32 protein-coding genes are annotated in these 24082 nt (G+C 67.4%); 13 read left to right on the forward strand and 19 right to left on the reverse strand.

The features are described 5' to 3' along the window. Nucleotides 1-95: 95 nt before the first annotated feature. From VT50_RS36035 to VT50_RS36085, 11 genes are all read right to left on the reverse strand, one after another. On the reverse strand, nt 96-1274 hold the full coding sequence (locus tag VT50_RS36035; protein ID WP_075200472.1) for a tyrosine-type recombinase/integrase: 1179 nt from the start codon (nt 1272-1274) through the stop codon (nt 96-98). Next, nucleotides 1274-1486: an excisionase family DNA-binding protein gene (locus tag VT50_RS36040; RefSeq protein WP_046088658.1), complete on the reverse strand. Its 213-nt coding sequence runs from the start codon at nt 1484-1486 to the stop codon at nt 1274-1276. Before VT50_RS36040 ends, VT50_RS36035 begins: the two co-directional genes overlap by 1 nt. Further along, the gene (locus VT50_RS36045; RefSeq protein WP_046088657.1) at nt 1479-2786 is read right to left on the reverse strand and encodes a replication initiator; all 1308 of its coding nucleotides are present in this window, start codon (nt 2784-2786) and stop codon (nt 1479-1481) included. The genes VT50_RS36040 and VT50_RS36045 overlap by 8 nt, the downstream gene beginning before the upstream one ends. A 172-nt stretch (nt 2787-2958) precedes the next feature. Continuing rightward, nucleotides 2959-3255: a hypothetical protein gene (locus VT50_RS36050; protein WP_046088656.1), complete on the reverse strand. Its 297-nt coding sequence runs from the start codon at nt 3253-3255 to the stop codon at nt 2959-2961. A gap of 24 nt (nt 3256-3279) precedes the next feature. Further along, nucleotides 3280-3474 (reverse strand): hypothetical protein, encoded by a 195-nt coding sequence (locus VT50_RS36055; RefSeq protein ID WP_046088655.1) that lies wholly within the window; start codon nt 3472-3474, stop codon nt 3280-3282. Nucleotides 3475-3487: 13 nt separating this feature from the next. Further along, entirely contained in the window at nt 3488-3673 is a 186-nt protein-coding gene (locus tag VT50_RS36060) for a mobile element transfer protein (RefSeq protein ID WP_046088654.1), read from the reverse strand. Nucleotides 3674-3685: 12 nt separating this feature from the next. Next, entirely contained in the window at nt 3686-4312 is a 627-nt protein-coding gene (locus tag VT50_RS36065) for a DUF2637 domain-containing protein (protein WP_046088653.1), read from the reverse strand. A gap of 24 nt (nt 4313-4336) precedes the next feature. After that, nucleotides 4337-4534 (reverse strand): hypothetical protein, encoded by a 198-nt coding sequence (locus VT50_RS36070; RefSeq protein WP_046088652.1) that lies wholly within the window; start codon nt 4532-4534, stop codon nt 4337-4339. 81 nt (nt 4535-4615) lie between these two features. Further along, entirely contained in the window at nt 4616-5992 is a 1377-nt protein-coding gene (locus tag VT50_RS36075; RefSeq protein ID WP_046088651.1) for an FtsK/SpoIIIE domain-containing protein, read from the reverse strand. 5 nt (nt 5993-5997) lie between these two features. Further along, on the reverse strand, nt 5998-6348 hold the full coding sequence (locus VT50_RS36080; protein ID WP_030836282.1) for an SCO3933 family regulatory protein: 351 nt from the start codon (nt 6346-6348) through the stop codon (nt 5998-6000). A 183-nt stretch (nt 6349-6531) separates the two neighbouring features. Next, a complete protein-coding gene (locus VT50_RS36085) occupies nt 6532-7317 on the reverse strand; it encodes a GntR family transcriptional regulator (RefSeq protein ID WP_046088650.1) in 786 nt (261 codons plus the stop codon). 111 nt (nt 7318-7428) lie between these two features. Between VT50_RS36085 and VT50_RS36090 the strand changes: the two genes are divergently transcribed. The 9 genes from VT50_RS36090 (at nt 7429) to VT50_RS36125 (ending at nt 13236) form a co-directional block, all read left to right on the forward strand. Next, nucleotides 7429-7836 carry an NUDIX hydrolase gene (locus VT50_RS36090; RefSeq protein WP_046088649.1) on the forward strand — a complete coding sequence of 136 codons (408 nt, stop codon included), beginning with the start codon at nt 7429-7431 and terminating at the stop codon, nt 7834-7836. An 84-nt stretch (nt 7837-7920) separates the two neighbouring features. Continuing rightward, on the forward strand, nt 7921-8313 hold the full coding sequence (locus VT50_RS36095; RefSeq protein WP_338058384.1) for an ATP-binding protein: 393 nt from the start codon (nt 7921-7923) through the stop codon (nt 8311-8313). 131 nt (nt 8314-8444) lie between these two features. Continuing rightward, on the forward strand, nt 8445-8720 hold the full coding sequence (locus VT50_RS36100; RefSeq protein WP_240529449.1) for a hypothetical protein: 276 nt from the start codon (nt 8445-8447) through the stop codon (nt 8718-8720). A 442-nt stretch (nt 8721-9162) separates the two neighbouring features. Beyond that, a complete protein-coding gene (locus VT50_RS38865; RefSeq protein WP_143645329.1) occupies nt 9163-10134 on the forward strand; it encodes a sensor histidine kinase in 972 nt (323 codons plus the stop codon). 3 nt (nt 10135-10137) lie between these two features. Continuing rightward, nucleotides 10138-11127, forward strand: coding sequence for a response regulator (locus VT50_RS36105; RefSeq protein ID WP_075200470.1), 990 nt, complete (start codon nt 10138-10140; stop codon nt 11125-11127). 456 nt (nt 11128-11583) lie between these two features. Continuing rightward, entirely contained in the window at nt 11584-11805 is a 222-nt protein-coding gene (locus VT50_RS36110) for a hypothetical protein (protein ID WP_037954114.1), read from the forward strand. Continuing rightward, complete coding sequence (locus tag VT50_RS36115; RefSeq protein WP_046088647.1) at nt 11792-12202, forward strand: type II toxin-antitoxin system VapC family toxin; 411 nt, start codon at nt 11792-11794, stop codon at nt 12200-12202. Before VT50_RS36110 ends, VT50_RS36115 begins: the two co-directional genes overlap by 14 nt. Nucleotides 12203-12622: 420 nt before the next feature. Then, on the forward strand, nt 12623-12976 hold the full coding sequence (locus VT50_RS36120) for a hypothetical protein (RefSeq protein WP_046088646.1): 354 nt from the start codon (nt 12623-12625) through the stop codon (nt 12974-12976). Continuing rightward, nucleotides 12973-13236, forward strand: coding sequence for a hypothetical protein (locus tag VT50_RS36125; protein ID WP_046088645.1), 264 nt, complete (start codon nt 12973-12975; stop codon nt 13234-13236). Before VT50_RS36120 ends, VT50_RS36125 begins: the two co-directional genes overlap by 4 nt. An 866-nt stretch (nt 13237-14102) precedes the next feature. Here the strand turns inward: VT50_RS36125 and VT50_RS36140 are convergent. Further along, nucleotides 14103-14333 carry a type 1 glutamine amidotransferase family protein gene (locus tag VT50_RS36140; RefSeq protein ID WP_053048706.1) on the reverse strand — a complete coding sequence of 77 codons (231 nt, stop codon included), beginning with the start codon at nt 14331-14333 and terminating at the stop codon, nt 14103-14105. Nucleotides 14334-14419: 86 nt separating this feature from the next. Then, the gene (locus VT50_RS36145; protein WP_240529450.1) at nt 14420-15373 is read right to left on the reverse strand and encodes a DMT family transporter; all 954 of its coding nucleotides are present in this window, start codon (nt 15371-15373) and stop codon (nt 14420-14422) included. Nucleotides 15374-15429: 56 nt separating this feature from the next. On the opposite strand from VT50_RS36145, the gene VT50_RS36150 reads away from it, so the two are divergent. Further along, nucleotides 15430-16353: a LysR family transcriptional regulator gene (locus tag VT50_RS36150; RefSeq protein WP_063893252.1), complete on the forward strand. Its 924-nt coding sequence runs from the start codon at nt 15430-15432 to the stop codon at nt 16351-16353. Between the two features lie 355 nt (nt 16354-16708). Here the strand turns inward: VT50_RS36150 and VT50_RS36155 are convergent, their stop codons facing one another. Together VT50_RS36155 and VT50_RS36160 are read right to left on the reverse strand one after the other, a co-directional pair. Then, nucleotides 16709-17152: a PIN domain-containing protein gene (locus tag VT50_RS36155; protein WP_046088644.1), complete on the reverse strand. Its 444-nt coding sequence runs from the start codon at nt 17150-17152 to the stop codon at nt 16709-16711. Beyond that, nucleotides 17149-17409, reverse strand: coding sequence for a ribbon-helix-helix domain-containing protein (locus tag VT50_RS36160; protein WP_046088663.1), 261 nt, complete (start codon nt 17407-17409; stop codon nt 17149-17151). The genes VT50_RS36155 and VT50_RS36160 overlap by 4 nt, the downstream gene beginning before the upstream one ends. Before the next feature lie 373 nt (nt 17410-17782). Between VT50_RS36160 and VT50_RS36165 the strand changes: the two genes are divergently transcribed. From VT50_RS36165 to VT50_RS39880, 3 genes are all read left to right on the forward strand, one after another. Beyond that, nucleotides 17783-17977, forward strand: a complete 195-nt coding sequence (locus VT50_RS36165) for a hypothetical protein (protein WP_046088643.1) — start codon at nt 17783-17785, stop codon at nt 17975-17977. Between the two features lie 5 nt (nt 17978-17982). After that, nucleotides 17983-18321, forward strand: a complete 339-nt coding sequence (locus VT50_RS36170) for an ArsR/SmtB family transcription factor (RefSeq protein WP_046088662.1) — start codon at nt 17983-17985, stop codon at nt 18319-18321. Nucleotides 18322-18696: 375 nt separating this feature from the next. Beyond that, a complete protein-coding gene (locus tag VT50_RS39880; protein WP_167396654.1) occupies nt 18697-18852 on the forward strand; it encodes a DUF6126 family protein in 156 nt (51 codons plus the stop codon). 457 nt (nt 18853-19309) lie between these two features. Here the strand turns inward: VT50_RS39880 and VT50_RS36175 are convergent, their stop codons facing one another. From VT50_RS36175 to VT50_RS36190, 4 genes are read right to left on the reverse strand one after another with little or no spacing between them, the layout of a single operon-like run. After that, nucleotides 19310-20791, reverse strand: coding sequence for a hydrogenase large subunit (locus tag VT50_RS36175; protein ID WP_046088642.1), 1482 nt, complete (start codon nt 20789-20791; stop codon nt 19310-19312). Between the two features lie 4 nt (nt 20792-20795). After that, nucleotides 20796-22436 (reverse strand): proton-conducting transporter transmembrane domain-containing protein, encoded by a 1641-nt coding sequence (locus VT50_RS36180; protein ID WP_046088641.1) that lies wholly within the window; start codon nt 22434-22436, stop codon nt 20796-20798. Beyond that, nucleotides 22436-23128: a hypothetical protein gene (locus tag VT50_RS36185; RefSeq protein ID WP_046088640.1), complete on the reverse strand. Its 693-nt coding sequence runs from the start codon at nt 23126-23128 to the stop codon at nt 22436-22438. The genes VT50_RS36180 and VT50_RS36185 overlap by 1 nt, the downstream gene beginning before the upstream one ends. Next, nucleotides 23125-24081, reverse strand: a complete 957-nt coding sequence (locus VT50_RS36190) for a respiratory chain complex I subunit 1 family protein (RefSeq protein WP_046088639.1) — start codon at nt 24079-24081, stop codon at nt 23125-23127. Before VT50_RS36190 ends, VT50_RS36185 begins: the two co-directional genes overlap by 4 nt. Nucleotide 24082 lies beyond the last annotated feature (1 nt).

Raw genomic sequence — 24082 nt, forward strand, 5'->3', positions numbered from 1 at the left:
TTCCCAAGCTCAGAGCGCGGGTTCGATTCCCGTCACCCGCTCCACGCTTAAGGCCCAGGTCAGAGACCTGGGCCTTGTTCGTTGTCTAGACCTCCCTAAGCATCTCGTGCCAGATCCGTGCCAGATGCCTGATCACCGCTCTTCTCGGCGGCAGCCTTGGCCGCCTGGCGGTCGGCAGCGACGCGGGCATCGATCCCGGCGGCCACCTCCTTCTGCCGCTCCAGGGTCGAGTGCTGATAGATCAGCGCGGCCCGCGTGGACGACTGCCCGGCACGCACCATCGTGTCCTTGAGCGTCGCCCCGGATTGGGTCGAGAGGGTGTGTCCGGTGTGACGAAGATCGTAGAAACGGAAGTCGTCGGGGAGCCCCACTTTCGCCCTCGCCCGTCGCCACTTCCGCCCAAAGGAGGACCGGCGGAACGGCGCCCCCTTCTCGCCGACGAACAGCAGCCCGTTCGGCTCCTTCTCGGCGAACCACTTCACATGCCGCTCCAGGTCTTTCCGCATGAAGCCGGGCAGCACGATGAACCGCTTTCCCGCCTCCGACTTCGTATCGCCGACCACCCGCCGGCCGGATGTCAGCTCAGGCGCGGCCCGGCGCACCCATACACCGACCGTTTCAAGGTCCACGTCAGGCCGCCTCATCTCCGCCTGCTCTTCGGGCCGAGCGGGCCCGTACGCGGCGATGTAGACCATCAGCCGCCACCGAGGCCCCATCGCGTCGGCGAGCGCATCCACCTGTTCCACGGCGGCGATGGGACGTTCACCTGCCGACTCCTTCCCTGCTCCGCGTATCCGGCAGGGGTTCCGGCGGATCAGCTCGTCCTCAACGGCCGTCTCCAGGATGGCTTTCAGCAGCCGGTACGACTTCGCGACGGTCGTCTCCCCGACCGTCTCCAGGCGCTCGGCACGCCAGGTGCGTATGCGAGGCGGGGTGATCTCGTCCAGATCCCAGGCCCGGAAGGTGGGAAGGAGGTGCAACCGCAGAAGCCGCCGGTACAGCTCATCGGTGGTGGGGGAAAGACCGCGCTCCTTAACCCACCGCAAGGCGTACTCCTCGAAGTTGACGGCCCCCGCGTCCGGGTCCTGCCAGTCACCCCGCCGCAGCTCGGTCTGTTTCTCCGCCAACCAGTCGTCTGCGTCGCCCGTCGTCTCGAAGGTCACCGGAGCCGGACGCATGATCCCGTCCGGGCCGGGATAGCGAGCCTGGAAGCGGCCGGAGGGGAGCTTGCGAACCGCTCCAAAACGACGCCTCTTCCCTTTGCTGTTGGCCATCAGGCAGCCCTCCGGAGGTGACGACGCCGAGGCTGCACCGGCCGCACGGTGTTCGCGTCGATGTACTCCTGAATGACGCTCTCCGGGATCCGGACATGGCGCCCCACCTTCACGTACTTGATGCGCCGCTCAGCGACCAGCCGTCGAGGGAAGCGCTGGGTGGTCCCCAGCAGCTCGGCCACCTGAGCAACGCTGAGGTACCGGTCACGCATGGGTCGGTTCTCCTTCTGTTCCTGGGGCGGGGGTGATTGTGGCGGTGAGCCATTCCTCAGCGGGGGTTAGGCCGGTACCGGCGTAGGTCCAGTGGGCAAGGACCAGCGTGGTCTCGGCCGGGCCGGAGTCGGCGGCCGCACCCTGAGCACGTCGCCAGGCCGCGCGGGCGTCGCGGAGCGCGCCGAGGGTGGTGGAGTAGCGGCGGGATTTGGTGGAGAAGTGGCCCCGGAAGCCGAGCATGTGAGCCCAGGCCCGAAGCCGGAGGTATTCCAGGTCCTTGCGGGCTCCGAGCGCCCAGGCGGTACGAACAAGGCGGCGGGCATGCTCGCTGATGTCGAGTTGCGCCACCTCGGCGATGAGCCGTATGGGCCGGTCCAGGGCCCCGGTCGCGGTCTCGGCGCCCTTGGTGGCGTACTTGGCGATGTACGCGGCAACGGCCCGGTCGGTCAGCTCTTGGCCGCCGTTGAAGTCCGCTCCCCGAATGGGCCGTACGTCGAGTTGCCCGCCGAAGGCGAAGGTGTGGGCCCGGCCGTCGATGACGGGACCGATGACCTGGGCCCTGGTCGTGGCGGTGGTTGTGGCAGCACGGATGGCATCGGCCAGCAGCTCGGCCGTGGCCCAGCCCGGAGGCGGGGTGTCGCCGCCGTCGGGGCCGTCGATGCGGATCACGGCATGGAAGTGGACGGCGCCACGCTTCTGGTACTCGGCGACCTTGGCGAAGGACAGCCGGGCGTGCTCACGGAAGGCCCGTTGTGTGAGCCCGGCCCGCTTGGCGACCTCCCGCCGCAGGTAGATCGAGAACCGCCGCCACAGCAGACCTGCGTGAGCGTTCCAGAGCACCGCGGATTCGTAGTCGTACCTGTCCGGATCGAGCGGCGTACCGAGCGCGTCGTCGTCCTGGTCGTGGCGGGCGCCGCAGCGGCACGGCCGGATCGTGCGAGCTGGGCCGGTGGGCCGGTTGTGGACTGGGCCGAAGCTGGGTGCGGTGAAGGTGGCGAAGACGCGCGGGTGTGTGGCGACGCCTTCCGGTGTGCCTTTGCCACCGCGTAGTCCTGCGGTGATCAGGTGGAAGGTGTCGCGGCGGTAGGTCTCGGCGCAGGCAGCACAGCGGGTGATGCGGCGGTTGTTGCAGCGGACCAGGAGATGCCCGGCGGGCAGCTCGGCGGAGTCCAGGTGACGGAGAACGCGCCCGATCTCGCCGGTGCCCTGGTTGAGGTGATGTTCGGTGCGGTGGCCGTCGAGGCGGATGGGGTGGGTGCAGCCGCCGAGGCCGGAGAGTTGGCGGAGCAGTGCGGGCATGGTGCCGAGAGCTGCCAGGCTGCCCAGTTCGGGCAGCGGTGGCGGGGTGGTGCGGGTGATGATGGGGTCTCCTCTTTCGGCTGTTGGGTGTTGGGTCGGGAGGGGTTGGGCTGCCGGGGCGGCGGATGCTTGGCGGTATCGAGGCCGCCCCGGCAGTCGTGTTCGTGCGGGGTTAGCGGCGGCGCTGGCTGGCCAGCAGCGAGCGCATGACGACGGCGGCCACGGCGACGGAAACGGCCGTGACAGCAACAGCGGCGAGTAGGGCGGTCAGGACGATGCCGACCGTGACCACGGCGCCGACCGTTCCGGCGTTGAGGCCGCTCAAGGCCCCGGCCGGGCGAGCAGGAGCGGGTGCGGGGGCGTGCTGGCAGGAGCAGGCCGGGGCGTGACTGTGCTGGGCCGTCGGGACGGCGGTGGGCACGTGGACGATCGACGGCGTGGGGGCCTCGGGGTACTTCGGACGGAACACGGCGATCTCCTCTCAGCTACTCGTCTAGTCGTGTTGGCGGTTGACGGAGTCGACGCCGGAGCGCGTACCGGACTCCACGGACGGCGCGATGCCGGTATGGGCGAGCCAGAAGCCGAACAGCGCGACCACGACGGCAACCCACAGGCGGACGCCCATGAACTTGATCGCGATCCAGGCGACGGCACCGAGGACGAGGACCAGAGGCAGACTGACGGTCACAGGCGATCTCCTTTCAGCGGATGGGGCAGCGGTGCGTACGAGCGGCGAGCTCGGCGGCGGCGCGGGTGTCGTAGTCGGCGGAGAAGTCGCAGCGGGGAGCGGTGCACACGGCGGTGTGCTTCTCACGCCCGCGTTGGTCGTTGGCGGTACCAACACGGACCGGGCCAACACGCAGGACGTTGCGGAAGCGGCGGAGCATGGTGGACTCCTGTCAGAGGCGGGAGGCGATGGCTTCGGCCAGCGGCGCCGGGACGCCGAGGCGGGCGCGCAAGGTGTCGGTGTCGATGGGCGAGCCGGTACGAGCGTGGTGGTCGTCGGCGAGCTTGCGCGCGTGGTTCACGAGCGCGGCCGGAACGTGCGGCGCGGGCCGCTTCGTCTCGGGCTCAGAGTCAGCGGGTGGCCCCGCGGTTTCTGGCTCGGCCGAGACCGGTACGGCTTCGGCAGGCTCGGCCGGGGCCGATGCGGTTTCGGGTGCTGGTGTGGTGTGGGCGAGGAGCGTGCCGCCGAGGAAGGCCACGGCAGGCCATCCGGCGACGAGGATGCGCAGCCAGGCCGGTACGTCGGCCAGGTCGAGCAGTCCGGCGGTGGCGACGTTCGCCCCCAGCGACGCGACCAAGGCGACCACGAACCAGCACCAGCCCGCAGCCTTGGACGCCCCCGACCGCAGCCGCTTCCAGGCCGCCACGAGCAGCAGGTCAACGGAGACCGGATAGGCCCACGCCTTCCACCCGGCCTGTCCGGCCGCCGAGGCCAGGTCATGCAGGTGAGCGAAGGACAGCGCGGCAGCGATGACCGCTTGCACGAGCACCGCGTCAACCCGCGCCAGGTAAGCGCGCATGGATGGGAACTCCTTCCGGTCCGGTCAGCCTTCGTCGGCACGGGCGCGAGCGGCGGCGGCGACCTCAGCGGCTTCGACATCATCGGGCTGGGCAGCGGCGATGCGCTCCAGCAGGTCCGCTTTGCGGCTCATCAGCTCCGCGCGGCTCCCGGTCCCGCGTGTGCGGAAGTCGGCCAGGTCGGCCAGGAGCGCGGAGACTTCGGCGATGGTGGGACGGGACACAGGGACTCCCTTTCGCTTTCAGGCATGGCGAGGGTAGGGACACGGCGCGATGCGGTCGCGCCAGCCGTCAGATGGGGTGGATTACTCGGCAGCCGGAAGCGGCTTGAGCAGCGAGGTTGGAGCGCTCACCGGTACGGCCGGCACGTCCGGCCGGAACGGCTCCAGCGCGGGCATGTCCGGCACGAGATGAGCGGTCTCGCGGCACACTTCGGCCGCCTCAGCCAACGACAGATACGGCGTACGGATACGGGACCAGCCGCCGGACGTATCACCGGCGACCGCAAGACCGGGCCGTTCCGGGGCGATGGCGCAGGCCGCGCCGACCGCTTCGGGGGCGATGTCGCCGAGCGCCATCTTGGCGGAGGCTTCATCGTTCACACGGTGGCAGACCCGCCCGGTCAGCTGCGCCCGCAGCATCGTCGCCCCCTTGCCCAACTCGGCGCCGAAGCGCTGCCCGCACACCTCCAGGTAGATGCCCGCTGCGCGGCCGAGCTGGGCGAGCCGGATGAGCTGGGTGACCATCTCATCCCGCCGTTCCTCGTCCTTCCGCGTGGCGACGAGGAACAGTTCGGCCACCTCGTCCACGAGCAGCACCACCGGCACCGGTCGCTCCTCCTCCGGCAGCCCCCAGATGTCAGAGGTGATCTCCTCATCCGGAGTGCTGGGAGCGATGCCCTGCCGGGCCTTGATCAGGTCGTACCGGTCCTCCATCAGCCCGACCAGCACAGGCAACAGCTCCGCCGCCTGCACAGGATCAGTCGCCAGGGCCGAGAGCCGTGGAGCGAACGGCGCCAGCTCGACACCGCGCTTGCAATCGATCCCCACCAACGCAACCGGCTGCCGAGCGAGCCCGGCTATCAGATGCCGCAGGAACATCGACTTCCCCGACAGAGTGGCGCCCAGGGTGAGCTGGTGCGGTACGGCTCGGTAGTCCCGGATGAACGGCGTCGCGTCCTCCCGCAGCGCCACCGGCACCTTCAGGAAGCCACCGCCGGTCTTGCGCGGCATCCGCACCTTCCGAAGCACGTCGAAGCCGATCAGCCGCAGCTCGACCACGCCCGGTTTGATCTCCTCCACGTAGGCGCCGTGAACGCCCCAGGCATGCCGCAGCCGTTCGGCCGAGGCCGCCACGTCCGCAGGTTCCTGCCCCGGCGCCAGCCGCAACCGGACCCGCAGCCCGGTCGACGTCGGACGGATCAGCCCCCGACGCGGAGGAACGGGCCGAACCTCCCGATGCGTGAACGCCTGCACCACCCAAGCCCGAAGCCGCGACGGCGGAACGGTCAGCCCGCACGCATCCATCACCGACCCGTACGACCCCAGCAGCCGGGCCGTGGAGATGGGCATCCCGATCGTGGACCAGTAGGCGGCCGGGTGCCGGGCCCGGAGGTAGGCGGCCCCGCCAACTGTCGCGGCGACCGGACCACCCACCTCCATCAGCGTCATGACGTCAGTCATCAGGTTCAGGCCCCCGCACCGACGGATATGGCGGCCGGGGCGATGGCCTCGGCACGGAAGGCGATGCCGTGACGCTGCTGCCCGTTGAACACGGTGTCCCAGGGCCGGGCAATCAGGCCGATCAGCGTGACCGGGGAACCGAGGGCCAGTCCCTCCGTGACTCCGCTCTCCGGCACGGTGACCTGAAGCAGCGAGGATTCCCCGCCGTCGATGTAGACGACGCCGAGCCGCATCAGGGTCTCGCCGCTCTGGGCGTCCTTGGCGATCTCGCCGGTCTGCCGGTCCTTCACCTTCGGCTCCGGCGCCTCGGTCAGCAGAACCGTGGCACCGGAGGTCTCAACTCGAATGGAACGCAACTACTTCTCCTTCTCTCACGACAACGCACCTAGTTGTGTAGATGAGTTGCGGCCTTCGAACCCGAACGGGCGGGAACGGGGACCACCATGCCACACGACTTACCCACTCGTCTATACGAGTATGTGTCTTCGTGTGTACGAGTCAGAAGAAGCAGCCCGGGGCCACCACGCCCCGGTCACGCGTCAGTTGGCAGGAAGCTGGTAGGCGAGGACGTACGCGTCAGCGGCCATCACGGTGTCACACACCTCCACCGCCCGCCCCTCACTGTCGTAGGCGGTCCGGACGAGATGGATCACCGGCACACCGGAGGCGAGCTGGAGCGTCCGCACCTCTGCGGGCGAGGGCATCCGAGCCCGGATCTCCTCATCGAAGTGATCCAGGCGATGCCCCATCTCCTCCAGCCGGGCGTAGATGCCACCGGGGCCGGGGTTGGGCTGGGCGATCGGGGTGTTCCGCGCAAGATCCAGCGGCAGATACGAGGTGGCGAACTCCACCGGCCGCCCATCCAGCAGATACCGCCGCCGCCGGGCCAGCACCTTACGAGGCGAACCCAGCCGGGCCGAGATGTCCGGCGATGGCCGCTCCTCCTTCACCTCCAGGTTGTCCACCTCCGGACGACTGCCCGCCGCCTCCGCCTCCACGGTGAAGGCAGCCTTCCCCTGCTCCCGATGACGCCGCGCGAAGCGATCGGAGGCCAACCGCCGCACAGGTGGCCGGGGCCGGACGAAGACCCCCTTGCCGTGCTCGGACACCGCCAGGCCCTCTTGCTGGAGCAACGACAAAGCGTTGCGGACGGTCATCCGCGAGACACCGAAGTGATCGACCAGCTCAGTCTCCGAGGGCAGTTTGTCGCCCTCCCGGAAGCGGCCCTTATCGATCGCTTCCCGCAGCGCGTCGGCGATCTGCCGGAACACCGCCCGGTCGCTCGTCGGGTCCAATACACCCAGGACGGAAGTCAGAGAAGCCATTGGCACATACTCCTTTAGGTATCTAGACGAGCGGCTGACCGGGATTGCTACGGTGGAGAGCCTAGCCAGCCGAGAGGGCCGAGGAACGTGAGCACTGAGCGCCCGCACTCCGTGAGCGTCGCCGGAGTCATCGTCGACGACGCGGGCCGTGCGCTGCTGATCAAGCGACGCGATAACGGTAAGTGGGAACCGCCCGGCGGCGTGCTCGAACGCGGGGAAACCATCCCGGACGCCTTGCAGCGGGAAGTCCTGGAAGAGACCGGCGTCAAGATCGCGCTTCCCGCGACCCTCACCGGCGTCTACAAGAACATGACCGGCCTGATCGTCTCCCTGGTCTTCCGCTGCCAGGCCATCGACGGCACCCCGACCACCGGAGCGGAAACCCGTGCCCTGCGCTGGGCCACCCGCGACGAGGTCGCCGAGCTCGCCGACGAGGCATACGCGATCCGCGTCCTGGACGCGCTCGACAACACATCCCCGCCAGCCATCCGCGCCCACGACGGCGTACGACTCATCTAGCACGCACCCACGACCCATAGCCCCTACCAGCACGAAGAAACTTGTATGGACGAGTATATGAGTGCTCCGCGAGTTTGGGGCCTGATGTGCCCAGGATCCCGAGAAGAAGTCACCCGCGCCCGCCGCTGGACCCGCGACATCCTCAACGGACACCCCTGCGCGCACGACGCCGAATTGATCGTGAGCGAACTCGGCAGCAATGCCCTCACCCACACCGCCAGCGGCAGCCCCTACGGCACCTTCCAACTCACGCTGTCCCTCTCACCCCGCACCGTCGCGATCTCCGTCACCGACGAGGGAGGCCACCCCGAAGAACCCCGCTCTACGGAGGCCGACCCGGACGACACCCACGGCCGCGGATTAACCATCGTCATGGCACTCGCCCGCCGCCTGGACATCACCGGCAGCCAGTACGGCCGCACCGTCACCGCCCAACTCGTAGCAGCACCCGAGCAGGCAGGAGTCACCACATGCTGAGGCCCCTACTGCGACCCGGCTACTGGTGCGAGTGCTGGACGCGTTCACCAGCCAGAGGACCCCGCTCGGTCCTGCTCGCCTCCATCGAAACCAACAGCCCGAGCGAGGCCACCCGATGGATCCGCGTCACCGTGCGAACCATCGCCTCAGCACTCGACCGGGAAACAGCCCATGACGCATGGGACTGGGTCACCTACGGCCACAAGGAAGCCGAAGACGCCCTCACCAACGGCGAAGCAACCACGTTCGCCCTCACCCAACAAGACACCCACATCGAATGGATCCTCCGGCCGGTCATCTTCCTACCCCTCGCCCACCGCGAATCCCGACGCCTTCCGGCATGCGCAGAACAGTTCGCTTGCCCCACCACACACAAGATCGCCCGCCACCAGGCCAACCGCCACTGAGTTACAACCTTCTCTACGGGTTCAAGGCGCCGCGCAAGCGCGGCGCGCGCGGCCCGGCGGCGCGGGCCGCCGCTCCTGTCTCCGCCCCGCTCCGGCCCGACCGCCGAGCCGCGCGCCAGCAGCAAGCACCTTGGCCGAGGAGAAGAGCACCGTCGTGGCTGGGGGTCGGCTCCACGGCTTTAGGCACCTCCCCGGTCCGGGTCCCGCGTCGGGCAAGGCCAGGGGGCCACTCGTTCAAATTCCGGGCAGGTCCAAAGCCTGCCCGAGTTGCCAACTAGCGTACGGCCCCCTGACCATGCCCGACCCCAGACCGGGCAGGCCACCGCCCAAACCCGCTCCACCGACTACGTGGGCACCGTTGCCAGGCTTCGTGCCCCTGTCCAAACTCGGAGTGGATGCCAGGTACTGACCGCTAGCCTTAGAGAGACCGTAAGGGGTGGATGTGTCGGAAACAGTCGCGGCCGTCACGGGCGGGCTTTTCGGGATCTTCGGCGCTCTAATAGGAAGTATTTTTGCCATCAGGGCGTCGAAACGGGCAACGCAGCAAAGCGCAGACGCGACAAGAAGAGCCTTCGAAGCCGCACTTCAGCTACGCCAAACACAAGAACGCACTTACCATGAGGAAACAAGATTTTATACCTGGCTTCCTGAATTAATCGAACGCATCCCTGAAGAAGTGATGATGCGCGTCAGCCGGGAACTGACTAACCGGGACCCGGACGTCACCAACATCACGGCCGAGGCTTTTCACATACACCAAGCAGACACGAGCTCCGAAAGGGCGAGACTGACACAAGAAATAGCACACTCACTCCGAACGCCGTTGGCGCAAATCGAGGCCGCCGCCCTTTCTATCGACCCACAAGGCCGCACCGAATATGAGTCAGTCGCCATTCAACGCATCCGAGGGGGCGTGGAAATATGCAAGTCCTTCATTAGCGCATACAGGAACTACGGCCGACTCCAGGAAAAGGTTGGCAATTCATCCAGCGACTCCAACTTGGACATACTTAAATCAGCTATAGAACTCTACCGCAACGCGTCCAACAAAACCCTGAGCGCGGAGTTCCGCGACATACCAGATAGCCTCGACGGATATTCAAACGATTTCATTATCGCGACCCTCCTTCCACTCCTAGAGAATGCGGTTGAAGCATCCCCCGAGGATGGCACGATATCAATCATTTTCACGCAAGTGCAAAATTTCTCCACCTTCACTGTGGCCAATATTTTCGCCGGAAGTGCGCCGACTCCTAGCATTTTTGACAGAGGGTACACGACCAAGAATGATCATCAGGGAGTGGGCCTTTCGGTAAGCAAAGGACTGATTGAAGGATTCGCAGGCGGAGAACTGAGAATGAATATCGAAAATGAGATGATCAGATTCACGGTCTCACTCCCGTCTGCGAGGTAGGCGATGTACACAGTCTTGGTGGTAGACGACTCGCTCAGCATGGCAGAGCAGCTTGCCGACTTAATCCAGCTCCAGACCGGTCTACCAGCTCTGGCTTGCAGCAGACCCGAAGCGGCCATATCAGCCGTCCAAGAACACCCCATCAAGGTAGCTCTACTAGATCAAAGAATGCCAATAAAAAGCGGGACTGACCTATATCGGGAAATTCGCGAAATAAGTCCCGAAGTGAAAGCCGTGATGGTCACCGGTGAAGCCAATTCGAGTGAGGTGGGCCAAGCCCTGAGTCTTGGGTTTTCGGACTACCTAGCCAAGGGTGAGGTGTCTCGACTCTGCGAAATCGTTCTCAAGTGGTACTTTCAATACGAGGTTGACCAAGCAAGCGAGTTACAGATCAACACCCTCGAACCTCTATTCACAGGGAGAAAGAGGTTCCTACTGGTCGGCAATCAAGTCCGCTACTACCTGGCCGCACTACAGGTTATCGATAGTGCATACATAGTCCCAGAATCCTGGAGTACGATTCAGCAAATCAACGCGGGACAAGAGAAAAAGTTCACTTTTAGTGCATCCGTCAAGGATGCTTTCATCGTGGAAAGTTCTCTGCAATACAACGTTAAAGGCACCCTATCGAGCGAGGTCGCAAAAAAGCCCAAACTCGGCGCGCGGATCGAGTCTGCAGTTACGCGGACCGTAAAGAAGTCCCGAACGTCTGAAATCACGACAACTGATTCAATTGAAGAAACCTATAGACTTCCAGAGGAATCCTCAGATCCAGCCGAGAATTACGTGAAATCTCGACACATCGAAAGCGCTCCTGTATACAAAAGAATACGACTCTCCATTATGAAATCATGTAGTTGTTGTCGAGCAGATACCGTAATACCTCTAATGGTGCTGATGTTTGACGATGCCTACGCCACCAGGCAAACGGACTATTATCGCGATGGGACTTCTGACACCATCGATACGGGTCAGATTCGGTTGCCCAGCTGATCAGCCCTTCGCAGGTGCTGCGATCCCAACATCGCCGTACGCAACGGCCTCTGCCAAACGAGCGGCGCTTAGGCATTCTTCGCACTTGCCACAAGCGTCGCAGTCATGCGCGCGAGTGGCTGCAGCCACCTCCGTGCCAGATGCGTGCCAGAACGAGCGGTGAACCACGGTCAACACGAGGCTTCAGGAGCCCACACGCAAGATCGCACTCGGCACCGTTTAAGCAGGTCAAAGCGGTGATTGGCCGCAATCAACCAGTGATTCCCAAGCTCAGAGCGCGGGTTCGATTCCCGTCACCCGCTCCAACACAAAGCCCCAGGCCAGCGGCCCGGGGCTTGTTTGTTGTCCAGCCCCCTTCAGACGGCTCGCACCAGATGCGCACCAGATGCAGAGGCCCCGGCGGTCTCCTCGATCGAGCGCTATCGTGAAGCAGAGACGGCCGACAGGGAGAGTCCGATGACTGCCGCCCATGACTACAGCGATCTGCACGACATCATCGAGCGGCTTGAGCCCGAGCAGGTGGAAGAGCTGCGTCGCCACGCCCTGCGCCTGGTGAAGACGCCTCCGCCGAGCCGCTTCCGCGTCCTGCGAAGCTTCGACGGGCCGTCGGACGACCTTGGAGCCCGTGCCAAGGATATCGCTCGCGAGGAGCTCGGCGAGGCCGATGCTGATCGTTGATACAGGCCCCATCGTCGCCCTGCTGAACCGAAACGACCCCGATCACAAGAGTTGCACCGAACTGCTGGAGTCCCACGACGGCGAATTGCTGATCACGCCGTATGTGCTCACCGAAGCCTGCTACCTGCTAGCCAAGTACGTGAGCCCCGACGCGGAGATCAATCTCATCGAAGCCGTGGCCGCGGAGGACCTCATCCAGGTACCCACCGAGAGAGCCGATCTCTCCCGCATGGCCGAACTCATGCAGCAGTACCGCGGATTCCCTCTCGGTATCGCCGATGCATCGGTAGTCGCCCTTGCGGAGCGCCTCAAAGCGCCCAGGGTCGCCACCCTGGATCGTCGCCACTTCCATGCCATCAAGCCCCTCCACGTGCCGGCGCTAACGCTCCTGCCGTGAGGTCGCGCCGTGCCAGATGCATGCCAGAACGGGCGGAGAGCCGCAGTCACCAGCGGTCGCTCAGATGCCAGCGTCAATGTCGGTTGCAGAGAGATTTCCGCAGGTCACGGCCGTAGGGCCGCCTTAACGGGACGGTGATTCCCAAGCTCAGAGCGCGGGTTCGATTCCCGTCACCCGCTCCAGGCAGAAGCCCCAGGCCAGCGGCCCGGGGCTTCTTCGTTGCCCAGGGCCGCTGGCGTCTCCGGTAAATCGCGACGACACACCAAGATCCAGCACAACGCGATCCCACTTGAGCCAAAGCGATCGAGACGCGTCGGGTGTTGTGTGGCGGCCGAGGCGCGGGCGTAGGCTCAGCGAAGCGTCCGCAACAACGGCCATGCTCACGATGATCACGCAGACCGCCGCCCAGGAGACGTTCCGATGACCGAGCAGCCCTCTGCCCCCGACGGGCCCCTCATCCCCATGCCGGCGCTCACTCCGGCAGCGCTCCGCGCAGCGGTCGCCCAGATCGCCCCCGCCCAGTTGCCTTCCTTCGTCGAGCACCTCGACCGCGCGGTCGAACAAGCCGCCGCTCAGAGCACCATCGCTCCGCTGCGCACCTTCCTGCTGTGGTGGGGAGAATTCGTTGCCATCGAGCGCTACCCCGCGCGCGCGGCCCGCCTGCGTGAACTGGAAGCCGTCGCGGAAGAAGCAACGGACCGCGAGGCCCTGCACTCCGCACTCGCCGAGATGCGACAGATCACAGACCTGGCGCAGCGCGAGATCTCCGCGTGAGCGATAACTGGACCTGGGACTACGACCCCGATGCCGAGCATGTCGTAGACGGCCTGCCGCACGAAGTCGTGGCCGAAGTAGAGCGCCTGGCTGAGCAACTGACGGTGCTGGGCCGCGACGCGGTCGACGTCGGCCGCGGAAACCCGCACGGCGGAGGTCTGCGGACACAGGACATCTTCGGAGGGCGGGGCTTCTTCATGTTCATGGCCCTGGAGCGGCTCGAACTTGTTGTGATCACCCGCGTCACATGGCTGGGCTAACCAGCGGCACGACGCCAACCCGCGTGCGATCTGGCGCCGCTAGGCTGCCGCAGGGTGAGCCAGGACGCCGCCTGAGCAACCACGTAGCGTCCCCCGCACCAGAAGCGCACCAGAAGGCTTCGCGCCGCCCCGCTCAACGCCCTTCTGCCGGTCGGCACGGCCCCGGGCATCGATCCCGGCGGCCACCTCCTTCTGCCGTTCCAGGGGCGAGTGTTGGTAGATCAACGCGGCCCGCTCGGACGAGAGATGGCCGCCGCTCACCCCGCTGCGCCCTGCACCACCGGGACGGCCTCGGGGACCGGGTGGGTGAGCCAGATTCTCCAGCCTTGCTCCTTCAGCATCCGGGATGCTTCGTGCGCGCCGTGCCAGCTCTCCCGAGTGTTCTCATGAGCCACCCGCACCCGCATCTGGGGCGGGGCATCGCCGGGTCGCTGGCTGTGAGATCTCCTTCAGGCCGGCAACACCCCGATCCAGCAGATCCACCACCCGCTTCATGCTCTGAGCCTTGCTGCGCGGCGAGGATGTGGAGAGATCGTCCAGCGCGGCCAAGAGAACCAAGAGGTCCTCGTTGAGGTTTCGCAGGACTCCGGCGACAGCGGTGGCGTTGGGCTGAAGGACGTCACTCCAGAGCCCGGGGTCGGCCGCGGCGATACGGGTCAGGTCGCTCAGACCCCTGACCGGCGAGGCGGCGTGCCTCTCCTGGCCCCTGCTGGAGACGGGCACCCATCAAGCCGGCCGCCGCATGAGGTGCGTGGGAGGCCAAGCCCACCACGCGGTCATGCGCTGTGCTCGGAGTGCATAGCGAGTTCCCCGTACAGTCAGCGGATTGATTGCGCGGTCGAGATTTCCGCACGTGGGGCTGCGGCTCACAACATGGTCGTGACGAGACGGGCGAGAGGTGCCGCGGAGGCGGGATTCTGGCCTGTGAGCGGCTGCCGGTCGCAGACGACGTGCTCATCCCACGGCTGGGGTCCGGAAAGTAAGTAGACACCTCGATGAGTCAGGGCAGGCTGCACGGTCCACGGGATGGTTTCCAGCAGGCCGAGGCTGTCCTCTTCGTCGAGGCTGTCCTCTTCGTCATCGGTGAAGGCCGTCATCTTGTAGCCGGAAAGGGGCCACTGTCCGGCGGGATCCGTACATGACAGGAGGGCAGCAGGGCCGTGGCATACGGCGGCGATGGAGCTTACCCATCACGTGGTGGCGCATCGGATTTGCGATTGGCGAACCAAACCGAGCCGATCACGATGGCGCAGCCCGCCAACTGGCTGATCGTGGGGGTCTCATGAAGGACGAGCAGGCCGAATCCGATCGCCATCACCGGCTGAAGCAGCAGCAGCGCCGCCGAGACGTTCGGCGCGAGTTTCGCGCTGCCCTTGTTGATCAGAAGCCATGCGGCGACTTGCCCCAGCAGGGCCAACGCGACGATCCATCCCCATGACGCGGCGGAGATCGCAAGCGGCAGACCTGTCGTCACCGCGCCGACGAGACCGGCCGTAGCTGCCGCTGAGCCTGTGGAGATGCACACTGGTGTCGCGATGTGCTGCGGGGCCCGCTGGCCGGACAGCCGGGTCAGATACAGGTACACGGCATAGGCGATACCAGCGGCGATGCCGAGAACGGCTCCACGCACCGGATTGTGGACCTGCGTACTGTGGTCGAGCACCCCGCTGGCCAGCGCAATTCCGGTCAGCATCAAAGGGCTGGCATACATAAAGCGACGTGGAATTCGGGTACCGCTGAAGATCCGCGCCAGCAAGGGAAAAGCGATGACCTGCACATTAATCAGTACCGTGGAAACGGCCGCGCCAATGTCCAGGATGCTGACGGTCCACATGACGTAGTCTACGCCGAGGAAAAACCCCGCGAGCGCGGCGTACCCACGCAGGGAACCTGGAAGCGAACCGTAACGGCGCGTTTCATGCATCAACATAGGAATGAGCGGAATGAGTGCGATGGCACAGCGCAGGAACGCCGCTGTCCCCGCATTGATGTCTGCGAGTTTGACGAACATCGCCGAGCCGGACAGGCAGGCGGCGCCGCTGACGACAAGCAGGCCCCAGACCGCACGGGGCGCCGGCTCGCCTTGGTGAGCGCGGGCAGACGCCCGGGTTTCAGATATCGATTCCACTTGCTTCACGATGTCATCAATTTTTCGGCAGCACTACTTACTCTTTCTTCCTGCAAACGAGTAGGATGAATTATGTGTTGACGTGGGATCGACTACGGGTGTTTGCGGCTGTGGCTCAGTACGGCTCGGTGCGAGCAGCGGCGGAGGCCCTGCACATCACCGGGCCGGGCGTGTCGCAGCACCTACGCAAACTGGAGAAGGAAACTGACTGCCAACTGCTCGAGCGTGACGGGCGTGGCGTCCGCCTGACCCACGCCGGGCGCGTCTTGGCAGACTCCGTGCAGGAGATGGGTGCGGTCGCCGCTCGAGCCGAGCTGGATCTGGCTTCGATCCGTGGCCTTATCGCGGGTCCGTTGCGTATCGGGGCCGTAGCCTCCGCTCTGCGGTCGATGGTGCCGCAGGTGCTCCAGACCCTCACCGAGCAGCACGAGCGCCTGAAGCCGGAGGTGCGGGACGGCGAGGCGGTACAGATGCTTCCGGCGCTGCGCGCGGGTCAGTTGGACGCCGTCATCCTGGAGAGCTGGACGCACTGGCCCGCCCGCGTCCCACCCGGCATTCGCACCACCAGCCTGATCCAGGAAGACGCCCTGCTGGCCGTGGGGGAGCGGCACCCGCTCGCCGCACAGGAGTCCGTGCAGCTGGCCGACCTCCGAGAGGAGGTGTGGGCGAGTTGCCCGCCGGGGAGCGACCCGCACGAGGCCCTCGTCCAGCTGCTGCGCTCCCACGGCAGCACCGATGTGGAGGTGCGCTACTGGGTTGCCGACTACGCCACCCAGCTCCAGCTGGTCGCAGCGGGCCTCGCCACCGCGCTCGTCCCTCGCATGGCCGCTCTCCCCAAGCCCGGGGGAGTACGGCTGGTCCGGTGCACGCCGGCCGTGACGCGTACGGTCGCGTTGGCCACGCTGCAGCAAGCTGAAGCACCCCCAGTGCGGGCGTTCGTCGCCGAGATGCTGCGTGCCGTCCACGGCGGAATGAGCCGGGCACTCTGACCCCGCAGCACAAACCGATCCCGAACCGCACCCGTGCCATCCTGCTCGCCACGCTCAACGAGAAGAATGTGCGCGAAGTGCGTCCGTTGAAGTGTCTCGGTCCGGATCCGGGGGTTCGAGCCGAGGCGGGCGACCGACTGACTAGCCCCGCAGCCCTCACCGACCGGCCTGCCAGTAGTTCGGGACAAAGCGCCGACCGCACCAGATGCGCACCAGATAGAGCGGTAATCAGCGGTCAACGACGGCTGCCGCGGCAGGCACAGTAGCTTGCCGCCAGCACTCGTTTCAGGGGTCGACAACTCCGCGTGGGAGAGAGCGAACTGGCCGTCGCCGTCTTCCGGAGTGTGGTGGGACTTCAGAGGGGTAGGTCGTCAGGCAGGACGCGAAACGCCTTGTGGTGGTCGAGGGGACGTACGGCACGGAAGTCTCGGCGGTCCAGGGTGAGGATCGCGTCGGTGTCGTAGTCGGCTGCCAGGGCGACGTTCACTACGTCGGTGAGGTCAAGGTCGAGCGCCAGGTAGCGGGATCGGACGGTCTGAGCGATACCGAGGTGCACTTCGGTGATCTCGGGGACGGATACCCGGCCGCGGCGCATCCAGCCCCGGATGTCGTCGATCGCGCTCACCGCGGCCTCGCGGCCCAGTTCGCGGGTGGCCACGTGATCCAGTTCAGCGAGCAGCAAGGGCGACATGACGAGCAGACCGGCAGCCATGATCGCCTCTTGAGCCGCTTCGTGCTCCGGGTGAGTGGAATCGAGCGCCGCCAGCAGGCCGGAGGTGTCAGCGATGACGACGATCACGCAGCAGTTCCTGAACCGCTTTCGCGCTGGGCAGCATCAGCGACGACATCACGCACCTCATCCTTGGCAAGAGTGCGCCCAGGGCCAGCGAAAGTGCGGGAGAACAACGGCTCATCCCACACACGATTGGCCATCGCGGCAAGATGGATGCCCTGCCGGATGATCTCGGCCTCACTAATGCCGCGGCGCTTGGCCGCCTCCTTGATGATGGCGAGGTCCTCCGGGTCGGCGTAGACGTTGGTGCGCTTCATAGACATGTACTTAGAGTAACACATGTACCACATTGATGTATGCCAGTACTTCACTCCCCCTCGACGTAAGACGTGGGGCTTCCCGTGGCAGCCGTGCCCGATGTGTCCCCGATGGAGCGGCGAGCCAGGGTCAGTCAGGGTGTAGGGCCAACTCGGACACGACTCGGCACACACCCGTTCTACGAGGTGATAGAAGCCCCAGGCCAGCGGCCCGGGGCTTCTTTGTTGTCTAGACCTCTCTAGCGTCTTGCACCAGATCCGCACCAGAAGGCTCCGGGCCGCCCTGCTCAGCGCCCTTCTGTCGGTCGGCACATTACTCTTGAAGAGTTCTTCAATTCACTAGTTGCCGTGGGGTGCGGCCATCGGGAAGGAGGCCCGGATGGGCGAGTCCGTGTTCGCCGAGGCGCTGCTGGGGCGGGTGCGTCAGGCGCAGGCTGCTCTGGAGGCGGCGCTGGAGGCTGGGGACGCCTATGCCGTGGCGGTGGCCGAGGACGAGCTGGATGACGCGGTCCGAGTGGCGCGGCAGGTGGGGGTCGACGTCGAGGCTGACGAGACAGAAGCGGAAGGGAAGTGATCCGGATGCCGGTTCCCCTCTATGAGGCGAAGGCCGAGTTCTTCCGGATGCTCGGTCACCCGGTGCGCATCCGGGTGCTGGAGCTGCTGCAGGACGGGCCGAAGCCGGTGCGGGATCTGCTGGCGGCGATCGAGGTCGAGCCGTCGAACCTGTCGCAGCAGCTGGCCGTGTTGCGCCGCTCGGGGATCGTAACCGCGACGCGTACGGGGTCGACGGTGGTCTATGAGCTGGCGGGCGGCGATGTGGCGGAGTTGCTTGCCGCCGCACGTCGGATCCTGGCCGTGTTGCTGGGGGGCCGACAGGACCTGCTCGAGGAACTGCGGACGGCGGAGACGGCACGGTGACGGGCAGGGGCGGGTTTCGCCTCCCGTGGCGGCGCGGCGGGCCGGTGGCCGGTGGCCGGTGGCCGGTGATCGAGCATGTGCCGCCGCCGGTGCGGTGGAGGTGGGGCCTGAGGCGGTACGACGGGTGCGGGAAGCCGTGACCGGACGTTTGCCGGATCTCACGGACGGAGGGATCACGGACGGAGGGATCACGCACGGAGGGATGGGGGCGGAGGGATGGGGGCGGAGCTTCGCATGGTGTCCGCCGCCGACTGCGTCGGCGACGTCAGCGCCAAGCCGGCCGTCGGTCACGACGGCAAGGTCGTCCTCGTACGGTTCCGGATTCCTTCGTAGCGCACCACCCGCACCACCCGGACACAGGAGGGAGTTGGCACAGTGAGCAAGGCCGAGAAGGGCAGCCCAGACGCGGACGACGAGGGCTGGAAGGAGCGCGGTCTCAAGCTGCGCGTCTTCGTCTACATCTTCGGCACGCACATCATCGCGGGGTTCGTGATGCTGCTGTTCTATCTGGGGGAGCACTCCAATAAGTAGCAGGGGCTCTTCCGGAGAGCTCAGCTTCGGGAGGGCGGCCCGTGCGCCTGCTGGAATGCGATCCGGGCGACCGCGGTGGCTGTCGGGGCGGGGTGCCTTCACGGATCAGGTGCTGCCCGCGATCCGGCTGGTCAATCACCTCGTGGACAAGGGCGACGTCATCGTCCGCACGCACCGGGTGGGTCCGCTGGGGCGTGCGCTGCTGTCCGAGGTGGTGGCGTACGAGCCGGATGAGGCTCGCCCCGTAACGGGGGCTGCTCGCGCCGTGGACCGGCGCGGAGACCGGGCGGGTGGTGCGCATCCGGCCGGAGGTCGTCAGCGGCTATCGGCTGGTTCGAGCCGGGAGTTCCGGGCTGTTCTGAACGCCGACGCCGAGTCGGCCTCCAGCAAGATCGACAAGGTGGGCGGACTGCCGGAAGTCCGCATGTCGTGGCGGGCCCGGCTCAGGCCGGAGCCCTCACAGGTCGTTGCCCGCGTAGGAGAGATTGAAGCTCTTGTTGGTCAGCGGGAAGTCCGGGACGATCGTGTCCGCCAGCGCGACGGGCAGGGCCGGCCAGTTGAAGAAGGACGGGTCGACCGGTTTGACGCGGGCCAGTGTCCCGTCCGCGGCGAGTTCGACGCGGGTGGCGATGGTGCCGCGCCAGCCCTCCACGAGGCCCACCCCGGTACGAGAACCCGCGCCGGGCGCCGGTGGGGCCGCCGACAGCGCCGAGGGGGTCGGCAGCCCGCCCGCGAACTGCTCGATCAGGCCGAGGGAGGTGTCGATCTCCTCCGCGCGCGTCAGGAAGCGGGCCAGGACGTCGCCGCTGTCGTGGACGGGCACGTTGAGCTGTGTGTCGTACGGCGCGAAGGGGTGCATGACCCGAGCGTCGTCGGCGATCCCGCTCGCCCTGGCGACGTAGCCGAGGCAGCCAATCGCGCGGGCCGCGTCCGTCGTGAGAATGGCGGTGCCGGTGAGGCGATCGCGGACGGTGGAGTGACCGAGCGCGAGCGCGATGATCTCACGGATGTCCTCACGGATCGCCTTCAGCCGGGCCGGGTCGGGCAGCGCGTGCAGGACGGTGCCGCCGGGGACGACACCGCCGCGCAGCAGGCGGTGTCCAGTGATCTCGCGGTTGAGGCGCAGGAGTTGTTCGCGGACGCGCTGGGCGTGGGCGTTGAGGATGCCGTGGCCGACGTCGTTGCAGAGCATGCCGAGGTCGGCGACGTGGTTGTGGATCCGCTCCAGTTCCAGGAGCATCGCGCGAGCGCGCTGGGCCCCGGCCGGGACCTCGGTGCCCGTGGCTTCCTCGACGGCCAGGCAGTAGGCGAGGGCGTGGCCGACGGCGGTGTCGCCGCTGATGCGCTCGGCGAGCGGAAGTCCGGCGGCCACCGTACGGCCCTGGAAGAGCTTCTCGATGCCCTTGTGGACGAACCAGAGGCGGGCCTTGAGCTTGAGGATCGTTTCGCCGACAACGGAGAAGCGGAAGTGGCCGGGCTCGATCAGCCCGGCGTGGACGGGGCCGACCGGGATCTCGTACACCCCGTCGCCCTCCACCTCCAGGAAGGGGTACGGGCCCTCCTGCTCGCCGAAGGTCGGTGGGGGTCCGGCATCGGAGCTCATCGGATACCAGCCGCGGGGCCAGTGGAAGTGGCGTACCAGGCGGCGCGGCAGCGGGTGGTCGAGCGGGACGATACCGACCAGGTCGCGCATCTCGCGCTCGAACCGGCCCGCGGGGAAGGAGAGATGGGCCAGCGTCGGCACCTCGGGCCGGTCGGGGTCGAGGCGGACGGTCAGCTCGGTGCGGGTGTCGGGCGGGCCCGAGACAAACAGGTACACCACGCGGATCCCGTTGTCGTCATGGTGGGCGGCGACCAGCCCGAGCCGGTGGCCGCCGGTCAGCAACTCTTCTGCCCGCTGTGGTAGTTCGGTGAGGCCGATCTCGTGCGTGGTGCGCATCGCTTCAGTGGCCTCCGATCGCCTGGGCGGCGGCGTGCAGCAGGTCGGTGAGCGGTCCGGTGGCCATGCCCAGCGCGGCGCAGGCGGCCAGGCCCAGCGCGAGCGGCCAGACGGTCGTCGTCTCGGAGCCTGTGGGCCGTGCCTCTGCGGGTGCGGGGCCGAGCAGCATCCGGGCGGTGCGGGCGGCGAGCGCGGCGAAGGCGATGAGCACGAGCAGCAGAGCCGCCGCCGTGACCCAGCCCAGCCCGGTTCCAGCGGCGAAGCCGGCCCGGGCGATGCCCAGTTCGGAGGCGAAGAGGCTGAAGGGCGGGAAGGCCAGCAACGCCACCACCGCGAGCCCGAACGCCCCTGCGGGTGCGGGCGCCCCTGCGGGTGCGGGCGCCCGGGTGAGCAGCCCGCGGACCCGTCCGATCCTCACGGTGCCGGTCAGCTGGAGGATGCGCCCGGAGGCGCAGAAGGCGACCGATTTGGCGAGCCCGTGGCCGGCGATGTGCAGCAGGACGGCGGACAGGGCGAGCGGGCTGCCGATCGCCGTACCGAGGGCGATCAGGCTCATGTGCTCCATGCTGGAGTAGGCCAGCATCCGCTTGTAGTCGCGCTGCGCCAGCAGCAGCCCGGCCGCGAGGGCGAGGGTGAGCAGGGCGATCCCGGTCAGCAGGACGCGGGTGAAATCGACCCCGAGAGCGGCATTCGCGATGACCCGGTAGCGCAGGATCGCGGCGAACGCGACCGAGAGCAGCACCCCGGACATCAGCGCCGAGACCGGCGCCGGGGCCTGGCTGTGGGCGTCCGGCAGCCAGGCGTGCAACGGGACCAGACCTGCTTTGGCGCCGAAGCCGAGGACGATCAGGGTGATGCCGAGCCGGGTGACCGCCGGGTCGAGTCGGTCGGCACGGGCGACGAGGGTGGGCCAGTCCAGCGCCCACGCCTCGGCGATCCCGGCCTGCCGGGCGGCGTAGTAGATCAGGACGGTGCCGAGGAAGGCGAGCGCGATGCCGGCCGAGCAGATCACCACGTACTTCCAGGCGGCCTCCACGGAGGTGCGGGTGCGGCGGTGGCCGACGAGGAAGGCGGTGACGATGGTGGTGGCCTCGACCGCGACCCACAGCACCCCGAGGTTCGCGGTCACCACGGCCAGGCACATCGCGGCCAGGAACGCCTGCACCAGGGCGTGATAGTGCCACAGCGACTGGTCGGTGGCCCGCCCGGCCGCCTGCTCGCCCGCCATGTAGGCGGGGGCGAAGCCGCAGCTGATCAGCGCGACGGCGCCGACCACCAGCAGCATCCACGCGGTCAGCGCGTCCGCGCGCAGCAGCCCGGAGTAGGCGGACAGCGCGCCGCCGTAACGGACGGCTGCCGCAAGCAGTCCCCCGCACACCAGGATCACCGCGGGTGAGACGAGAGTCGCCCACGCCCCCGGATGCCGGACCACCACAGGCTCGGGGCCAGGCGCCTCCGCCACCAGGACCGGAGCCTCGCCTGCGGGCAGCGCGGCGACCGCCCGCCGGGCCGGGGGCACCACGGCGACCGGCGGGGAGGCCCGCAGCCCGATCAGCGCGTACATCCCCGCCGCCACCAACGGCACGACGGCGGGAGCGGCGAGGAGCAGGGCGGAAGACGTCGCCCCCGCTGCTAGATGTGGCATCAGTCGTGCAGCTCCCGCAGGTCGTCGATGTCGGTGGTGCCGAACGCCTCCCGCATCCGGGTGGTGAGGATCTGCAGCACCAGCACCGCCAGCAGCACATCGAAGGAGACGCCGAGTTCGACGATCAGCGGCACACCGGAGGTGGCCAGGAACGCGGTCGCGGTGATGCCGTTGTCCAGCAGCAGGAAGCCCACCACCTGGGCGAGCGCACGCCGCCGCGTGACCAGGACGAAGAAGCCGATCAGAACCACGGCGAGGCCGACAGGCAGCGCCCGGGTGGCGGGCGTCGGCTCCAGGTCGGTCAGGGGCCGGCTCACCGCGTAGGCCAGCAGGGTCAGCAGCGCCGCGGTCAGCAGCGAGGCGGCGACGTTGACCAGGGGCTGCGTCTCCCGCGTCTCCGTCCCCCCGGTGGCGTACCCCTGCCGGTCTTCGGTGAGGGCGGCCAGGGCGCGGCGCACCAGGTACGGCAGGGCGCCCGCCCTCAGCGCCCCGATGCCGATGCCCACGCCGATCAGGTCCCACCGTTCCTCGTGTGCGCCCAGCAGGACGGCGAGCGCGGCGAGCGCGACTCCCTGGAGTGCGAAGACCCTGACGATCGCGGCGAGTTCCCGCCGCCACAGCACGATCACGGCCGCGAGCAGGAAGGCACCACAGGTCACGTCGAGGAGTTGCGTGTACAGGCTGTCGCTCATGACCCTCCGCTCAGAAAGTACGAGGAGGTCACCGCGAGCAGCGCCAGCAGGAAGGAGCCGGCGAGCAGTTCGGGCACCCGGAACAGCCGTACCTTGGCCCAGAAGACCTCGGCCGCCGCCAGCACCGCGCCCAGCAGCGCGACCTTCGCCGCGAACAGTACGAGGGCCAGCGCGAGCGTGGTCCACGAGGCGCTGGTGGCAATGCCCCACGGCGCGAACAGCGAGGACAGCAGCCCCAGCAGCAGGGTGAGCCGCAGCTGGGCGCCGAGTTCGACCAGGGCCAGGTCGCCTCCGGCGTACTCCAGCACCATCGCCTCGTGAATCATGGTCAGTTCCAGGTGGGTGGACGGGTTGTCCACCGGGATCCGCCCCGTCTCCGCGAGCACCGCCACCGCGAGCGCGGCCGTGGCCAGCAGGCCCGCCGGGGAGGCGAGCCGGGCCGGCTCCTCGACGGCGCCGGTGACGATGGCCGGGAGGTTGGTCGTCCCGGCCGGTATCGACAGGGCGAACACCGCCAGCAGGATCGTCGGCTCCACCAGCGCGGCCACCGTCATCTCCCGGGAGGCGCTCATCCCGCCGAACGCCGTCCCGGTGTCAAGCCCGGCCAGCGCCAACGCCAACGTGCCGAGCGCGATCAGCGCCACCACCACGATGAGGTCCGCATGCCCGCTCACCGGGGTGTCGGTGGACAACAGCGGCACCAGCGCGGTGGCCACCACGGTGGTGGCGACCAGCAGCGCCGGTGCGATGCGAAAGGCGGGCCCGGTCCCGGCAGGGGTGATCGCCTCCTTGCCCAGCAGCTTGCGGATATCCCGCCACGGCTGGAGCACGCCGGCCCCGGCCCGGCCCTCCAGACGGGACCTCACCTGCCGCATCCACCCGGTCAGCAGCGGCGCCCCGGCGCCGACGACAACGATCTGGCCTGCCACGGCCGCGTATCCGACAGTACTCATG

This window comes from Streptomyces antioxidans, from assembly GCF_000968685.2.
Lineage (GTDB): Bacteria > Actinomycetota > Actinomycetes > Streptomycetales > Streptomycetaceae > Streptomyces > Streptomyces antioxidans.

Bases quoted from the DNA above. Each gene is read 5' to 3' on its own strand.
- VT50_RS36035 (WP_075200472.1), bottom strand. From the start codon at position 1,274: ATGGCCAACAGCAAAGGGAAGAGGCGTCGTTTTGGAGCGGTTCGCAAG.
- VT50_RS36040 (WP_046088658.1), bottom strand. From the start codon at position 1,486: ATGCGTGACCGGTACCTCAGCGTTGCTCAGGTGGCCGAGCTGCTGGGG.
- VT50_RS36045 (WP_046088657.1), bottom strand. From the start codon at position 2,786: ATGCCCGCACTGCTCCGCCAACTCTCCGGCCTCGGCGGCTGCACCCAC.
- VT50_RS36060 (WP_046088654.1), bottom strand. From the start codon at position 3,673: ATGCTCCGCCGCTTCCGCAACGTCCTGCGTGTTGGCCCGGTCCGTGTT.
- VT50_RS36065 (WP_046088653.1), bottom strand. From the start codon at position 4,312: ATGCGCGCTTACCTGGCGCGGGTTGACGCGGTGCTCGTGCAAGCGGTC.
- VT50_RS36075 (WP_046088651.1), bottom strand. From the start codon at position 5,992: ATGACTGACGTCATGACGCTGATGGAGGTGGGTGGTCCGGTCGCCGCG.
- VT50_RS36085 (WP_046088650.1), bottom strand. From the start codon at position 7,317: ATGGCTTCTCTGACTTCCGTCCTGGGTGTATTGGACCCGACGAGCGAC.
- VT50_RS36095 (WP_338058384.1), top strand. From the start codon at position 7,921: ATGTGCCCAGGATCCCGAGAAGAAGTCACCCGCGCCCGCCGCTGGACC.
- VT50_RS36105 (WP_075200470.1), top strand. From the start codon at position 10,138: ATGTACACAGTCTTGGTGGTAGACGACTCGCTCAGCATGGCAGAGCAG.
- VT50_RS36110 (WP_037954114.1), top strand. From the start codon at position 11,584: ATGACTGCCGCCCATGACTACAGCGATCTGCACGACATCATCGAGCGG.
- VT50_RS36115 (WP_046088647.1), top strand. From the start codon at position 11,792: ATGCTGATCGTTGATACAGGCCCCATCGTCGCCCTGCTGAACCGAAAC.
- VT50_RS36120 (WP_046088646.1), top strand. From the start codon at position 12,623: ATGACCGAGCAGCCCTCTGCCCCCGACGGGCCCCTCATCCCCATGCCG.
- VT50_RS36140 (WP_053048706.1), bottom strand. From the start codon at position 14,333: ATGACGGCCTTCACCGATGACGAAGAGGACAGCCTCGACGAAGAGGAC.
- VT50_RS36150 (WP_063893252.1), top strand. From the start codon at position 15,430: ATGAATTATGTGTTGACGTGGGATCGACTACGGGTGTTTGCGGCTGTG.
- VT50_RS36160 (WP_046088663.1), bottom strand. From the start codon at position 17,409: ATGTCTATGAAGCGCACCAACGTCTACGCCGACCCGGAGGACCTCGCC.
- VT50_RS36165 (WP_046088643.1), top strand. From the start codon at position 17,783: ATGGGCGAGTCCGTGTTCGCCGAGGCGCTGCTGGGGCGGGTGCGTCAG.
- VT50_RS36170 (WP_046088662.1), top strand. From the start codon at position 17,983: ATGCCGGTTCCCCTCTATGAGGCGAAGGCCGAGTTCTTCCGGATGCTC.
- VT50_RS36175 (WP_046088642.1), bottom strand. From the start codon at position 20,791: ATGCGCACCACGCACGAGATCGGCCTCACCGAACTACCACAGCGGGCA.
- VT50_RS36180 (WP_046088641.1), bottom strand. From the start codon at position 22,436: ATGCCACATCTAGCAGCGGGGGCGACGTCTTCCGCCCTGCTCCTCGCC.
- VT50_RS36185 (WP_046088640.1), bottom strand. From the start codon at position 23,128: ATGAGCGACAGCCTGTACACGCAACTCCTCGACGTGACCTGTGGTGCC.
- VT50_RS36190 (WP_046088639.1), bottom strand. From the start codon at position 24,081: ATGAGTACTGTCGGATACGCGGCCGTGGCAGGCCAGATCGTTGTCGTC.